Origin of the sequence: Pontixanthobacter sp. CEM42 (assembly GCF_017812015.1) — a bacterium.
Taxonomy (GTDB): domain Bacteria; phylum Pseudomonadota; class Alphaproteobacteria; order Sphingomonadales; family Sphingomonadaceae; genus Pontixanthobacter.
Genome location: NZ_JADQTN010000002.1, coordinates 921,378 through 937,287, shown reverse-complemented (window position 1 = coordinate 937,287; position 15,910 = coordinate 921,378). Strand labels below are relative to the sequence as shown.

At 55.7% G+C, this 15,910-nt stretch carries 12 protein-coding genes; 1 reads left to right on the top strand and 11 read right to left on the bottom strand.

The features are described 5' to 3' along the window. Positions 1–27: 27 nt before the first annotated feature. Entirely contained in the window at positions 28–1,362 is a 1,335-nt protein-coding gene (locus J9777_RS14420) for an FAD-dependent oxidoreductase (protein WP_209349476.1), read from the bottom strand. Beyond that, on the bottom strand, positions 1,359–1,895 hold the full coding sequence (locus tag J9777_RS14415) for a 2,4'-dihydroxyacetophenone dioxygenase family protein (protein WP_209349475.1): 537 nt from the start codon (positions 1,893–1,895) through the stop codon (positions 1,359–1,361). Before J9777_RS14415 ends, J9777_RS14420 begins: the two co-directional genes overlap by 4 nt. A 93-nt stretch (positions 1,896–1,988) precedes the next feature. Between J9777_RS14415 and J9777_RS14410 the strand changes: the two genes are divergently transcribed. Further along, positions 1,989–3,038 carry an AraC family transcriptional regulator gene (locus tag J9777_RS14410; protein ID WP_209349474.1) on the top strand — a complete coding sequence of 350 codons (1,050 nt, stop codon included), beginning with the start codon at positions 1,989–1,991 and terminating at the stop codon, positions 3,036–3,038. 124 nt (positions 3,039–3,162) lie between these two features. Here J9777_RS14410 and J9777_RS14405 read toward each other — a convergent pair whose 3' ends face one another. From J9777_RS14405 to J9777_RS14365, 9 genes are all read right to left on the bottom strand, one after another. After that, positions 3,163–5,112: a S41 family peptidase gene (locus J9777_RS14405; protein WP_209349473.1), complete on the bottom strand. Its 1,950-nt coding sequence runs from the start codon at positions 5,110–5,112 to the stop codon at positions 3,163–3,165. Between the two features lie 93 nt (positions 5,113–5,205). Beyond that, entirely contained in the window at positions 5,206–6,333 is a 1,128-nt protein-coding gene (locus J9777_RS14400) for an AraC family transcriptional regulator (protein ID WP_209349472.1), read from the bottom strand. A 324-nt stretch (positions 6,334–6,657) separates the two neighbouring features. Further along, positions 6,658–7,854, bottom strand: a complete 1,197-nt coding sequence (locus J9777_RS14395; protein ID WP_209349609.1) for an ABC transporter permease — start codon at positions 7,852–7,854, stop codon at positions 6,658–6,660. Positions 7,855–7,862: 8 nt separating this feature from the next. After that, the gene (locus tag J9777_RS14390) at positions 7,863–8,591 is read right to left on the bottom strand and encodes an ABC transporter ATP-binding protein (RefSeq protein WP_209349471.1); all 729 of its coding nucleotides are present in this window, start codon (positions 8,589–8,591) and stop codon (positions 7,863–7,865) included. Then, positions 8,588–9,895, bottom strand: a complete 1,308-nt coding sequence (locus J9777_RS14385) for an efflux RND transporter periplasmic adaptor subunit (protein WP_209349470.1) — start codon at positions 9,893–9,895, stop codon at positions 8,588–8,590. Before J9777_RS14385 ends, J9777_RS14390 begins: the two co-directional genes overlap by 4 nt. Further along, positions 9,892–11,319 carry an efflux transporter outer membrane subunit gene (locus J9777_RS14380; RefSeq protein ID WP_245228767.1) on the bottom strand — a complete coding sequence of 476 codons (1,428 nt, stop codon included), beginning with the start codon at positions 11,317–11,319 and terminating at the stop codon, positions 9,892–9,894. Before J9777_RS14380 ends, J9777_RS14385 begins: the two co-directional genes overlap by 4 nt. A 225-nt stretch (positions 11,320–11,544) precedes the next feature. Continuing rightward, on the bottom strand, positions 11,545–13,806 hold the full coding sequence (locus J9777_RS14375) for a penicillin acylase family protein (protein ID WP_245228766.1): 2,262 nt from the start codon (positions 13,804–13,806) through the stop codon (positions 11,545–11,547). Positions 13,807–13,854: 48 nt separating this feature from the next. Continuing rightward, on the bottom strand, positions 13,855–15,597 hold the full coding sequence (locus J9777_RS14370) for an ABC transporter substrate-binding protein (RefSeq protein ID WP_245228765.1): 1,743 nt from the start codon (positions 15,595–15,597) through the stop codon (positions 13,855–13,857). 25 nt (positions 15,598–15,622) lie between these two features. Further along, positions 15,623–15,895, bottom strand: a complete 273-nt coding sequence (locus J9777_RS14365) for a DUF2160 domain-containing protein (RefSeq protein ID WP_209349469.1) — start codon at positions 15,893–15,895, stop codon at positions 15,623–15,625. Between the last annotated feature and the right edge of the window lie 15 nt (positions 15,896–15,910).

Genomic DNA, 15,910 nt, shown 5'->3' with positions numbered 1-15,910 from the left:
CGGTCATTCCTTCCGTTTTGAGTGCTATCAGGCAGCCTTTGACAGGGCTGGACGCTCCGGGGCTTTTGCGCTTTCAGCAGGAAAATTCTCAAGCGCCCGCTCGACGCTCCAAAGCGCACTTTCCATGTAGCCGCCTGCCAGATAGTCGCCGCAGAAGGAGACGCCTGCCCTCAAGTCAGTTTGATCTAGAAATGCGAGTGAACGCGCATCGTGACCGACTGAGGATTGCGGGATTGCAACTTCGTGCCGCATGACATGACTGTCCTCAATCATGTCAGAAATTCCTGGAAGGAAATTCTCGACATCCTTACGCACCACATCGGTGAGTTCCGCGTCGCCCAGCTCCATGTATTGGTCGGACTTAGGCGCCAAAACCCACGCTTGCAGGGTTGCCTTACCCGAAGGTGTGTTGCCTCGGGATTTTTGCTGTGCATCGACACAAAACGTGATCGGGCCTGTGTGATCCATTGGGGCGAAATAGGTCCAGACACCCGGCGTCAGCTCGCGGTCGAGGAAGAAGGATATGATTGCCATCTTCGGCATTTCTATGCCGGAAAGATAAGCGCGCTCTTCCTGCCACGACGGAGGCAACATACGTGCTGCATTGGGCGCATGCGCAGCGACCACAACATGATCGGCATCGACGATTTGACCGTTCGAAAGCTGCAATCCGCTGATACTGCCGCCGCTCTCGGTCAGTCGGGCAACGGGCGAATTGTATTGGACGTTCAAGCGCTCAGACAGCTCTCGGTGAAGCGTGGCTGTGCCACCCTCCAGGGAGATATAGCTGGTAAACATCACAATCTTGATCAGACGGTAAATCTGCAAGAGACTGACGCTTCCGTTGTCGGGCTCGTTCAAGCCGCCAATCAGGCTCAACATCCTGACAATGTGATCGAGCGGAGCCTTCTGCGAAGTGCTTTCATAGGCTGCCACTTGATCATGGACCGCCTGTTTGGCGTCAGCTTCAAAGCAGCCTGAGCGCAGCCTCATCAGTGTTTTGAGAACGAACCATGCAATCTTGATATTGCCCATGACACCGGCTGAGCGAATGATCGGCAGGTTCTGCGACAAGTCATAGAATTTACCCGGCGCATAGAACATGCGGGTCCGTCCACCGAGTGTCTTGAGCTTTGGCGTGAGCCCGAGATCATCGATCAATTTCAGCCCGATCTTGTAGTTCGAGTGAAAATACTGCGTTCCCACATCGGCCCAGTCGTCCGTGCCCGGCCGGTTTAGCAGACGCCCGCGTCCTCCGGCTCGCTCTGATGCCTCATAGACTGTGACTTCATGCCCGCGCTCTTGAAGGCGATAAGCAGCGGCAAGACCTGCGATGCCGGCTCCGACAACCGCGACCCTCATTCTGCTGCCTCGGCGAGTGGCTTGCCGCCTCCATTATAAGTGGCGTCATTGCTAGGACGAATATAGCGCGGCACGGGACGGTTAGTCATTTGACATATCGCCAGCATCGCCTGCTCGATCCCATTGGCATCATCGATATTGATGAAATTGCCATCGTCATCGAAGTTCACATTTGCGCCAGAGACGACCATGAAACCCTCGGCCGCTTCTTCCGCATCTTCCGGCACCATGAACTGATGCACCGATCCGCCTGGTTCGTAGAGGTAGCTGCCTGCGGTTTGAGGCTGGTCAGGGTACTCAACGTAGTTCCATTGGCCCTTGGTGGTAAAGAAATGGACCGTACCCGTGTGGAAATGACGAGGCAGCTTTGTGCCGGGCTGGAAGCGAGCATAGAGCACCCAGGTCCCATTCTCCTTGTCGAGGAAGAGCGGTTGAAGGCTGTAACCATCTGTTGGGTGTGGGACCGGTTCTTCTGCATTGATATTGATCGTCAGAAGCTCGTGCTGATCGTTGATGATTTGCGGAAGGGCCATCTTTGTCTCTCCTTGTTTGATGAGACCGAGATACGCTGGCCAACATCCGACATATAGGTTAGCTCAGGACAAAGATGGATCATTTTCGGACATATGGCCTTGGGCTTTGACCTTGAGAACTTCGACCGTCCGGTCCTTTCGACCCAGATCGCGCGGCTCATCGTCGAGATACTTGGCGAACAAGGAGTCTCGCCAAAGCAGGCCTTTGGCGGCCTGGCTTTCGACGAAAGTGACATAGATGGCGAAGATGCATTCCTGTCATTCAATCAGATGTTCAGCCTAATCGATGAGGCGCTCCGATTGTCGCTCACACCATGGCTCGGCCTAAAGGTTGGGGACCGAGAAACTGTCGGCACTTGGGGCGTTCTTGGATACGCGATAATGAGCAGCGCCAACGAGATTGAGGCTGCGAAAATTGGATCCAAGTTCTTTCAGGCCGCCCCTAGTCTGATGGAGACCACAATCACGATTGATGGCTATAGGCAGCGGATCCAGATGGATCCCATTTTCCCAATCGCTCGCCTGGTTCCATTTTGTGTGGAAGAGAATGTGATGGGAATACTCCGGGTAGCGAGCGAATATCTCCAAGAGCCGCCAACGCCGTTGGAAGTGCACTTAAGCTATCCAAAGCCGGTCTATGCGCGAAAATATGAAGAGTACTTTGGATGTCCAGTGCGTTATGATCAGCCGCAAAACGTGGTTTGGACCAGAGCGCCGACTGACCAGCCGTTGCGCACTTCGGACCCTGCCAGTGCAGCTATCTGTCTCAAATTAGCAGAGCAACTTTCGGCCCGGCACAAGGGTGAGGATAATTTCTTGCGTATCGTAAGGCGGGAGTTGCTGCGCACGCCGGGCAAAATGCAGGACATGGAAGCTGTAGCATCCGGTCTGGCGATAAGTTCACGGACTCTTCGCCGGAAGCTCAAAGAGCTAGGAACTTCATTTCGCCTATTACAAGATGAGATCAGGAAGAGCCTGGCGACCGATTACCTGACTCATACAAGCATGAGTGTCGATCAAATTTCAGCTCGCCTTGGCTACACCGAAACGACTAATTTTCGTCGGGCATTCAAGCAATGGACGGAAGTTTCTCCGTCTCGATACCGCGCAACTAAGTCAAACATATCGTCGTCTTTGCCGTAAAGTCTGAACAGCTGCCGCTATTGGGCCGTTAGCCGAATGTCAGCTTTTAGCGAAAAGAGATCAAATACCGCCCTTCGCTGACCAGCCAAATTCTGCCGTACGTCAACTGCTGGGGATAGCTCGCTTACCGCGTGAGCCGGTACTCGTTTCGGTTGATGTACTCGGCTCCGGCGAAGCGTACGTCCTTACGGATGCTGAAATAATCTGCGCCAATCTTGTAAGTCATGCGAATGTCAGCTGGGCGATTATCATCGCGTCCATTACCCTCCGTCACCAAAGTAAGTACGCCGTCTGCGGCCACATTGCGCTGCGTAATCGTATTGCCATCTATCTGCCTGCCATCGCGTGAGATGCGCAGTTTTTCGCGCGCGTTCATATGCGTTTCGCCGGGATAAATGACGCCGTAGCTCAGTGATCTCTTACCCATGTCGCGGGCGATCATTTGCACCGAAATTGTTGAGCGCTCAGTGCTGCCATAATTGAGGTATTCAAGCTCACCGCTCCATACTTCGCCCAACATCGGGGTAAAGTCAGTGATGCTCGCGAGCGGCTCTTGATCGCGCGGCTCAGTGATGGGTGTAGCCATATTGGAGAGTGCCTTGGCCGCCATAAGCGCTGGGTCATTACCGCTACGAAAATCCTCGACCGTCATGCTGGCCGCAATATCTGGCGAGAGGCCCATACCCGGCTCAAATGTGTTCACGTTGTTTTTATAACGGAACAATGGAATGCGCGTGCGAATCCCGCTTTCGGGTAGTGTCAATGTTAACAGAATTCCAGCAGTCGGCCCCTCCGCGCTGCCTCCAGTCCGCTCGCCGATCAGGGTCGTGCGCTCTTGCTGTTCGAGTATTGCCAGCAAATTCGTGCTGCCTGAGGAATTACTATTGCTGGTCAGCACAAGCAATCGCCCACGAAAGGCCGCGTCTGCTGGCGCGATCACCTTGGTATCGTCCATGATCCCATCGCGCAGCGTATACGTGCCATCCTCATTGGCGATGAAGCCACGCGGATCAGGGTTGAGCGCGCGCACGTCCCATGTGGTGAGGTTTTCCTTCAATCCTGAGAGGTCGAGCGTTGCAACCTTCATTGACAGCTTGAGCGGCATTGCTTCTTCAAGCAGATATGATGTGAGGGCTTGCGATGCATCGGTCGAGCCACCCCCATTTTCGCGGAGGTCGAGGATCAAGGTGCCGCGCCGTTCGGCCAGCATAGCCTCGAATACCGGAGACAGCACTTCATGCGGGTCAACAGGATCGCGGTAGTTAACAAAGGTATCGACTTTGAGATAGCCTGTGTTGTCGCCCACGCGCTCGAAATGAACGGCATCCTTGAAGTTCGCGGCGTTGCCTAAATCACGTCCAAGAGCAGACCACTCTTCAAACGAGATACGATCGGCCATGACCGTGCGCTCGCTCCCCTCGGCATTGCGAATTGTAAGGTTAGCGGTAGCCGGAGTATCCCACAGCAGTATGCCGAAGTGATCGACCGCGCCGCCCATAAATTCGAGTGACTGCGCGATGCCTGCGCGCTTGGCCCAGTCGGTATATCCATCGACCGGTATGTAAGGCGATACGCTTGCGACGACCTCCTCGAGCGGGCGCCCATCAATCGCAACAATCTCCTCGCCGCGCCCCAAGCCTGAGTCTGCCGATGCGAGCTCAATCAATCCGCGACCCTCAATCAGCTGCCACAGAAAGGGCAGATAAAGCGGCTTGCCTTCGCGTACTTTGCGCATGGCTTTGGGTAATTCGGCTTTGGTATGGTCACAGCGGATTGTCGTCAGGGCCAACTCAACCGCAAGGTAAAGATCGCCAAGTGCCATGCCGCCTTCCGCCCTAGCGCGGTTATCAATTTCGGCCCACGCCGCGCGCAATTCTGCGTCGCTTGCATAGCGGGTGTATCCGGGGTGGATGCGCGAATATGCCTCCTGCGCTAGCGCTATGTCAGACTGTACCTGCTCGGCTGTGAGCCATCGATCGGCAGCGTTATCCTGAGCGTGTGCTGGCGCGGCCGTTGGGGCCATTACTACCGCAAATGCGGCCATGATACCGCGCATAAGAGAGGCTGGTTTCATTGGTATTCTCCTTTGCGCTCTGATCTAGCGGTGCCGCGATTAGCTGCGCTGCAATAAGAGAAAAATGACATGTTTTTTGTGATTTGAGACGGTTTACTTCGCCTGCTGCGCAGCGCGATATTCGCTCGGACTAGTGCCGGTGTGCAGTTTAAACGCGCGGTTGAAGCTCGCTTTGGAGCCAAACCCGGTCGACAGCGCTATATCGATCATCGACTTGTTGCCAGCCTTGATCAGGCCCTTCGCATGCTCAATCCTGAGGCCATTAATGAAGCCGCTAAAATTCTGTTTCAGCCCCTGATTGATCGCGCGCGAAAGATAGGCTTGGTTCATGCCGAAGCGGCGCGCGAGCACTTGCAAAGAGAGGCCCGCCTCCAGATGCCATTTGTGCTCCAGCACTTGTGCTTTCAGCCGCGTCCCTTCAAGTACCCAATCGCGCGCCGCAGGTTCGCTCGGCTTATCCAGCTCCTTTTCGCTGCCCATTTTCATTTTTGGAAAGGGGCGGTCGATCCCTGCGAGCGCTTCCAGCACGATAATAAAAATCGCAAACAGCGCGATAAACTCCCAAATGAAGACGTCGGGATAATCTGCGTTCATCAGCCGTGCTAAGACACCTTCAATCGCCCAGAAAAGGCCGACTATGCCGGCCAGTACGACCAGGTGGGTTAGCCAGATCGGACTAAAGCGTTCGTCATCGGAGTGATGGTCCTGCAACCATTGTAGATAGCGCGTGCGTAGCTGCCAGACATAGGCGAGGCACCCGGCTGCCAGTATCCACGAGCCGACAACTGCGACTGGCAGGATATAGGGCTCGTGTACGGCATCGTTGAACGCCCATTTTGCCCGGTAGTCGCCTAGCATGGTGAACGCCCACAGCTGATAGATCCAATAGGCAATGCCAGGCGTAAAAAGCCACCACAGGCGCCGATCCACGCTTCCTATCATAAGTGCGCGCGCATGGAGCGCGACGGCTGGGCCAAAGAAAAGTGCCGTCTGGGTGGGCAGGAATGTCAGCCCCGGCCATATGTCATATGCGCCAGCAAAACCGATCAGCAGTGGAATGGCAGAGACGTTTGCCGCGATCACAAAGACCGCTAGCCAGCCAATTGCACGCCGCTCGATACCACGCCGTGCCAGATAGATCAGCGCGGTCGCTGAGCAAACCATCGTCAGCCCGACCAGCGCCGAGCGCCAATTCATCGCTAGGTGTTCAAATCCATCCATATCTTCGCACCGATATCCTGCCTAAGTGATGGACTTAGTGCTAGTGGCAAAGACAAATTGAGGCGTCTCAGATTCGATAAATGCTCGAGCAGTGCAAGATATTTATCGAATGCGCCTTATGTCCAAACCAGTCTATTTGTTTTGTTGACGCACTGGAATCTGCTCCCGAAAAAATCGGTCCAACAAAAGCGCTTTCTGAGAATGCACTTTTTGGGCCGATTACGGACTGTCCGCTTTGCTGAGCGGTATATCCGGGAAAGCCGCCGTTCGATTCCCTACTTAACGTGAGCTTGGACGGCCTAACTGCGGTAGCAATGATCTAAGTTATTCATGTCTAAGCGCTTCGATTGGGTCCAATTTGGAGGCGCGCCGCGCGGGATAATATCCGAAGATAATCCCCATCACTGCTGAGAATAGAAAACTAAGAATATTGATCATCGGATCGAACAGGAACGGTACATCGATGGCTGACGCGAGTCCGAACGACATGCCGAAGGCCAATGCGATACCGACCAAGCCGCCGAGACAGCAAAGCACCACAGCCTCGGTTAAAAACTGCAATTGCACTTCTTTGGCAAGCGCCCCGATGGCCAATCTAATCCCGATTTCGCGGGTTCGCTCAGTCACTGAGACCAGCATAATGTTCATAATACCGATCCCGCCAACCAGCAGGCTAATTCCTGCGATTACGGCGACCATGGCTGTTAGTGCGCCAGTCGCTGCCCCCAATGCCTGATTGACCTGCGCAGTATCGATGATGTTAAAGTCATTGTCCTGCCCCTCTTGCAAAAGCCGTCGCTCGCGCAACAGATCGATCAGGGAGGTTTGGATGCCCGAGCTTGAATAGCTCGCGTCATATTTGACGACAAAGAACTGAATATCATCGCTGCCGGTAAACCGCCGCTGCACGGTCTTAAGCGGCATCATCACAGTGTTGTCTTCGTCACTTCCGCCGCCGCCCTGTCCGCGCTCTTCGAGTACCCCGACGACGGTGCATGATACGGAATCGAGTCGCATTTCTTCACCCAGCGGACTGGTCCCAGGGACAAAAATCGCCTCGACGACTTTGGGCCCAATCAGGCAGACATTCTGACCAGCGCTCTCTTCTGCCGAAGTGAACGGCCGGCCTTCGGTCAGTTCAATTGACTGCGCTTTTAGAAACTCGCTGTTGACACCTTCCACTTGTGATGCCCAATTCTGGCCATTGTGGAATGCGGTGGCGGAGGTCGAAACATTGCCCGCCGCAACCTCGACGCCAGCAATCTGGTTTGCGACGGCATCGACGTCGGCTTGATCGAAGGGCCTAGGATTTCCGCGCTCATTGCGAATGGGAAAGATGATATAGACATTCGAACCGAGCGAGGAAATTTGATCTTGTACCGATGCGGTCACGCCTTTGCCCAGCGTGACCATTGTAATCACTGCGGCAACGCCAATGATAATCCCCAATGTTGTTAAGAATGATCGCAGCAAATGCCTGCGAATCTCGCGCAGCGACAAGAGTAGTGTGGCACCGAATATTCTGAACATCAGACAGTCATTCCGGCATCGTGCATTGCGTGTCGACCGGCCCCTTGCTCAACCCGCTCGACGACACCATCGCGGAAGCGGATGATTGTCTTCGCGAAAGAGGCCATCTCTTCTTCATGCGTGACCATCAGAATTGTGATCCCACCACGATTCAACTCGGTCAGCAACTCCATAATCTCGACCGATCGTTCGCTATCCAGATTGCCTGTGGGTTCGTCGGCGAGCAGCACATCTGGTTCGGTGACCAACGCGCGGGCTATCGCGACACGTTGCTGCTGGCCGCCTGACAGTTCGGCAGGCGTGTGCTTGGCCCATGGAACCAGGCCGACCATATCGAGCGCTTTCAGGCCAGCTTCGCGGCGCTGAGCCTTGTTCTCGCCGCGGTAAAGCAGGGGCAGTTCGACATTCTCCAGCGCGGTTGTGCGTGACAGCAAATTGAAGCCTTGAAACACGAATCCGAGATATCGTCGGCGCAAGAGCGAGCGCTGATCGCGCGTCAAGGCCTGAACTTCAGTGCCACGAAAGCGGTAAATTCCCGAAGTCGGAACATCTAAACAGCCAAGAATGTTCATGGTCGTTGACTTGCCCGAACCCGAAGCACCCATGATCGCAACGAAATCGCCGTACGAAACCTCCGCATTGACGCCCTTGAGCGCTTGGAATGCAGCTGCTCCGCTGCCGAAGGTCTTGGTGATGCCTTCCAACTCGATGAGCGGTATTTCGCTCACTCGCCGAGCGCTTTCTCTCCAGTGACAACTTCCATTTCGGCCTTCAATTCATCAGATTTGACCACCGTCATGCGGCCATCACTTTGACCAGTGATAACACTGATAGCCTTAAGGCTGCCATCGTCCTGCAGAACGTGTACTTGTTGCTTGCTACCCACGCCGATGGTTGCCTCTTGCTCCTTCTGCTCAAGTCCGATTTGCGGATTGAGAACGCCGCCGCTCTCCTCAGCGACGGAATCGGGGCGAAAGCGGAGCGCGCCATTGGGAACGAGCAGTTGCTTGCCGGTGCTTTCGGTGGAGACTGCCGCAGTCGCGGTCATACCGGGGCGGAGTAATCCGTCCAAATTGGCGACCGACAGCCGCGCTTCATAACTAACTACTGAATTGCCGCTCGTAGACAACCCGCCAGAGCCGTCCTGCGCGGTAGTGTTCGAGGCTAGATCAATCCGCTCAACCACCGCCGGAAAGCGGCGTCCTGGATAGGCATCGACAGAGAATGTTGCCTTCTGCCCCGAGGCGACCTGGCCGACATCGGCTTCGTCAATCGCGACGCGCAGTTGCATCGTTGACAGGTCCTCAGCAAGAACAAACAGCGTCGGCGTGTTGAATGATGCAGCAACCGTTTGGCCTGGCTCAATACGGCGGGCCAGAACAACACCAGAAACAGGAGAGCGGATGACGGCCCGCCCACGTGTAGTGGTGCTGGACGACAAAGCTGCCTTTGCTGCTGCGACATTTGCCCGCGCAGAGGCGACTGCTGCCTTGTCACGCGCAACGGCAGCCTCGGCTTGCTCCATTTCGGTTTGCGAAGGAACCTTGCCGTCCGAAATTCGGTGCACTTCGCGAAGGCGTGCCAGCTGCGCAGTATTTACGTTCAAGCCCGCTTGGGCCTGTGCCACTGCAGCCGTTGCAGCGTTGAGATTGGCGCGCGATTGAGCAATCTGATCGTCTATAATTTCTGTATTGATGACGGCGAGAATCTGCCCGCGCGTCACGCGGTCGTTCACATCGACGCGAATGTCATCAATCCTGCCTGAAACTTCTGAGCCTACCTCGACTTGATTGGTGGGGCGTAAATTGCCTGTCGCGGACACGGTTAGATCAAGCGACTTCTCGCTGACGACTTGCGTAATATATTGCGGACCCTTGTCGCCTCCCGAGCAACGCGAAACCCCAAGAACCAGCAGCAAAATGATCAGCGCGGGCACCCAATATTTGGCCCAGCGCCGCCAGCGCGGACGCTCTTTCTCACCGAGGAATTCCTCGACACTTTCAGCCGGTGCGTTGTCTGTGGCATCGGTCATTGGGAAGTTCCTTCTTCGGCGATCATCGACCTATCGGGTGTCCAGCCGCCGCCCAGAGCCTGTGTAAGCCGGACAAAGGCACTGGCGCGCTGCGCCTCTGCGGCGGCAACTGCGTTTCTCGCAGAAAGCAATTGACTCTCCGAAGTCAGCAAGATTTGGAAATCGATCAAACCCGCCTGATATTGGCTGCGTGCAAGGATTGCGGCATTCTCCGACGCTTCGAGCGCATCTTTCAGCAAGGCAACCCGCTGACGGGAGGTTGTGAGTAAAATGCCGCTCGACTCAACGTCTTCTAATGCACGCAGGATTGATTGCCTCCACGCGGCTAGAGAGGCTTCGGCTTGTGCTTCTGCTGTACTGATTTGCGCACGCGTGCGTCCGCCGTCAAAGATCAGCTGGCTTAAGCCGGCAAACAGATTGCCCGTGATGATATCGAACAAATTTTCGACGCCGCTGCTTGCCGATCCAAGCGTGCCAGTCAACCGTACCATCGGCAGCAATTGTGCCCGCGCAACGTCGATACGTGCTGTATCCGACATTAAGGCATATTCTGCTGCGCGCACATCGGGCCTGCGGCGAAGCACTTCTGCCGGTGCACCGAAGCCAAGTTCTACGGTCGGCTCAGGGATAGGCGCGGCTTCCCTCAGCAATGCGAGCACACGGCCTGGAGGTTCTCCGATCAGGGTTGATATAGCGTTGGCGGTTGTAGCAAGGTCACTTTCCAGAGCAGGGATTGACGCAGCCGTTTGAGCGCGTTGACCGCGCGCCTGTTCAACATCCAGGCTAGAGACGAGCCCGGCTTGCCTACGCCATTTCGCAATCTGAAGATTCTCCTCCTGAATCGCGAGCGTTTCCCGCGCAATTGCGAGTTGTACGGCTATTGCGCGGGCAGAGATTGTTTGAAGCGCAACATTGCCCACTACCAATCGCTGGACGTCGGCAAGTGAATATCCGGCGGCGATCAGATCTGACCGTGACTCAGAAACGGAGTTAGAGATTTGCCCGAACAAATCGGCTTCCCAACTCGCATCGGCACCAACGTTGAACTGCAACTGATCGTTAGAAAAATCACCGACATCGCGCCGCACGCCGCCAGTGCTGGAGATCTGCGGCAGTCTGCCAGATCGCGCCGACGCAACCGCTGCACGCGCTTGGCCCAATCGCGCTGCAGATTGGGCGATGTCGAGATTGCTAGTGATGGCGAGAGTGACAAATTCGGTCAGCAACGGATCGTTCAAATCCTGCCAGTATTGCGAGACATCGCTGCCGATCGCTGTGCTGCCAGCAACGAAAGCTTCGGGCACGGGGATGTTTGCCTCGGCGACATGCGTCGCAGGAAGCATTGACGTGCATCCGCTCAGCCCAGCGGCCAAGATTGCAACAAGCGCAGCGTAAGGTTTTCGGTGGCGTCTAACCGGTGACAACAGAATCCTCCCTACTGTTTAATCATCAGTGCGCTTTTTTGAAGCAAACTCAATATGCTGCAACTAAGTTATTCGACAAGTGGCAGGATTTGGCGGTCCATTGTCGATCAGAAAGCCGGCAGTTGGGCCGAAAGCTGACTGACTGCTTTAGATCAAAAAGCTACTCGGACCGGACTTTTGGGCTACCACCTAGTTGCCGCTTGCACTGTGGGTTCACCAGTATCTTTACTCGGCAAGCAACACCGTTTGGCCTTCGCGCTGCCCTTCGATTTCCGATGCTGCAAAAGGCAGACGATGCCACTTTTTATCAGAGTACAGTTCGGTCTGATCGGAGTAATGCTCGGACGCCGGATCGGTCGTTTGCGAGTATGTTAGGATCGCATCGGCCACTGGACCATCCTCATCGAACCCGACGATCTGGATATAGCTGGAGCCGTGAACGGGGACGATCCCGTCTTCGATCAAGCGGCCACGCTGCATATTGAGAACACCGGCAACGCCGGGGCCGCCATGAAGTGCAATCCGGCGCTCGCCGTGGCGGCGCGTCAGAACTTCGCCCCACGGTGCATCCAGAGCGATCCCCGTTTCCTTGATATCAGCGGCGGCACTGAGCAGCGCGCCGATCAGCGCCGTGCCCTTTGTGCCATCGGTTGCTAGCGTGTGCGGCGTATTAACCGGGTCGTTTGAATCAAACGGGACTTGCCACAACTCATCGGATTTCCGCATTTTCTCCCAAAACGCCATGAAAAGAAACGCGCCGCGGCTGTTCTTTTCAAATAGGCGATCCCATCTGCCCAGCACTTCGCACACCTCTGCGAGGTCTTCACGGTCGGCGCAAAGGGCGAGTAGCGGTTCAACCACCATGTCGGCGGCGAGGCTCTTATTGCCGAAGACCAACGCCTTAGCAGCATCGTGATCGAGTTTGCCCGCTTGGATCGCCGCTTCGGTTTCGGTGAAGTTCGAGCGAGATCGCAGTCTAAGCGCTTTTTCGAAATCACCCAATATCGGCGATAGCTGACGATAGGGTTCGCGCGGATTGCTGACCCAGTAGCTGTCATTGCTATTGGCAACGTAATCACGGCGAGTGCGGGAGGCTTGCTCGGAGGCTGGTAAAAGTCCCGCCACAGAACTGTTCGCGCCTTTGCGCCAGTCACACATCGCGCGTGTTCCATCGAGCAAGGTGACCTTATCAGCAACGAAGCTGGAAAATGGTGTGCTGCAAGACTGTGCCATTGCGCTCGTTACGCCGGGAACCGCTGTGATGTCTGCATGCAGTGCATCGCCGTGCCGATCCGCAGCAATCGTATTGACCCACGGAATGCCGAGTCGGTCGGTTACTGCAGCCTCGATCTCACCGACGTTCGCGGCCTTGCCGATACCAAGCCAAGTATCAATCGCCCGCTGATTGCCCGAATTGGCGTCACGGATTGCGAAGGCAGCACCCTTGCTCCACGCAAGCGGCGATCCGGGCATGGTCACGACCGGGCCGAACTGGGTTGAATAGGTGGTGCGCGTAACGGGATCAGCGCCGTCAGGCATCGGCACGATCACTTCGGTCTTGGCCATTCTGACCGGCTGACCATCAACGAGATACACAGTCGGGTCATCGGGTGAGAGCGCGAGCATATAGATCGTAAAGTGGCGCGCAGCAGTGACTGTGTGCGTCCAGGCGACATCCTTGTTGAAGCCGAGAGTCGGGATCGGTGAACCAGCGATACCCACGCCCATCACGTCATAACCATCCGGACCTGTGACATGCATCTGCCAGAAGCGTGCCGGCCCTTCCCACGGGAAATGCGGATTGCCGATCAGCAAACCCTTGCCATCTGTCGTGACATCGCCGCCAAATGCCCAGCCATTGCTGCCAAGAACTTCGTCCTCATGCGGCTCGAAAATGAAAGAAATTTGCGATGCCTCAGGCGCTCCCGGAGGTGCCGCCGAGGCAATCCCAGGCGCGAGCGCGAGCGAACTGGCCAGCAACATCTGTTTCTGATTGAGGCGCACCAGATCATCGCGGTCAATCGCGCGCGCCCAACGTTTGCCCGCGCAGGCTACAGGCAGGTTCTCGATCCCGGTGTCGCGCAGGTACCGGTTATATCCGGCGATGTAGCCATCCAGCAATTCGCGAGCAGTAGCGCTTTGTTCGTCCCAACCAAGGCGCAGTTCTTCGAGATTGATCTGGCTGCGATAGAACACGTCCGAGGTGACATTGTCGACCGCGCTAAAGCCGAGCACGGAACTGTTTTCTGGCCCGAAATGGAGCGAGCGCGTACCGGCAACGGTCGCGAACTCCTCTGCCAACATGCAGAAATTGTCCTGCGCGTAGGCGTAGGCAACGCCGTAGCCAACGCCGCCCCAACTATCAGATTGGATATGCGGTATGTTGAACTCAGTACGCGTGATCTTTGTACTATATGTCGGTTGGGCTGAAAGCCCCTGTGCCAAAGCCATCGTCGCCAATGCGGCGGCTAGAGTCCAAACACGCATGAAATTCATCCTCAACCAGTTGTTGCCCAGCGCCTGCTCACGCCTTCGCTATTTCCATGTTTCCAGCAGCTCGTCATATTCAATCGTGACCGGGGCGGGTTTTTCATCTGCCAGTTTAGCTTTGGGAGAACCCGGCTGGTTCAACCAATACGTCCCGCCCTGCTCGTCATTGAGTTTGGGGCCCAGATCACCCTGCAAGCCTGACCGCTCCAGACGGGCGAGGACACGCTCCTGCTGCTCACACAGTGCATCAAGCGCAGCTTGCGGTGTTTTGTTGCCCGAGGAAGCATCACCAATGTTCTGCCACCAGAGCTGAGCCAAACGCGGGTAATCGGGCACATTGGTACCCGTTGGTGACCAGCGGGTACGTGCAGGCGAGCGATAGAATTCTACCAGCCCGCCCAATTTGGGCGCGCGCTCGGTGAAGGATTCGTGCTGAACGGTCGATTCCCGGATGAAGGTCAGTCCGACATGCGCCTTTTTGACGTCCACAGTTTTCGACGTCACGAACTGCGCATAAAGCCAGGCTGCCTTTGCACGGTCAGTCGGCGTGGATTTCATCAGGGTCCATGATCCGGCGTCCTGATAGCCCACTTTCATACCGTCTTGCCAATAGGCACCATGCGGGCTGGGCGCCATTCGCCAGCGTGGGGTTCCATCATCGTAAAGAACGGCGGACGCTTCGTCGCCAACCATGTTGGCGGTGAAGGTAGTGTACCAGAACATTTGCTGCGCGATGGCCCCTTGCGCAGGAACTGGGCCCGCTTCGGAGAATGTCATGCCGGCTGCCGATGGCGGCGAATAATCGGCAAGCCATTTGGAATATTTGGCGATTGCGTAAACGGCGGCTGGCGAATTGGTTGCCCCGCCCCTTGCGACACAGGAACCCACCGGCTGCGACTTCTCGTTTACGCGAATGCCCCATTCATCGACCGGCAATCCATTCGGCTCACCAATCGATCCCATACCGGCCATAGACATCCAAGCATCGGTGAAACGCCAACCGAGCGATGGGTCTTTCTTGCCATAATCCATGCTGCCATAGACCGTCTGGCCATCAATTTCCCGACCCGTGAAGAATTCTGCAATGTCTTCATAAGCGGACCAATTGACCGGCACGCCCAGATCATAACCATATTGCTGTTTGAAATCGGCCTTGATCTCAGGGTCTGTGAACCAATCGTGGCGGAACCAATAAAGGTTCGCGAATTGCTGATCCGGGAGCTGGTAAAGTTTGCCATCTGGACCGGTCGTGAAGTCGGTCCCGATGAAGTCCGCTAGATCGAGCTCCGGATTGGTCACATCGCTGCCTTCGTCTGCCATCCAATCAGTAAGATTGCGCACTTGCTGATAGCGCCAGTGAGTCCCGATCAGGTCGGAATCGTTGACATAGGCGTCATAGATATTCTCGTTAGACTGCATCTGTGTTTGCAGTTTCTCGACTACATCGCCTTCACCAATCAAGTCATGCGTCACCCGAATGCCTGTGATGGCCGAAAACGCAGGCGCAAGAACTTTGGATTCATATTCGTGAGTGGCGATGGTTTCGGACACCACCGATATTTCCATACCCTGAAACGGCTCCGCCGCATCCATAAACCAGGTAAGTTCAGCTTCTTGCTGCTCGCGGGACAGGGCTGACAGATCGCCGATCTCCGCGTCCAAAAACTTGCTTGCAGCCTCCTGACCGGTGACGTCATACTGGACAACATCTGGCGTATCGCTGGCATCTGAACAGGATGCCAAAGCCAAACTTACACAGCACATCGCAGTGGTTGTCATGATTCTCATTACGTCGATCCGATCGTTGTTGTCGTCATACCCAGCGAAACACGCAAAATGCGAAGATACCGCAGATGATAAGCGCGCCATATTGCGGTGCGTCTACCAAGCCGATCCAGGCGAGGTTGATAAAGCCCGAACCCAGAAGCGAGATGAAAAGCCTGTCGCCGCGCATCGTTTCAATGCCAAGCACTCCGATCCGCGCGACGCTGGGGTATTTCATATGCAAAAGGCTCATGCCGAACAGCATAGCGGCAATAGCAATAAAAAATAGCGCCGTTGGCAGCGTCCAAGCCATCCAGTCCATCTAGAACACCTCTTC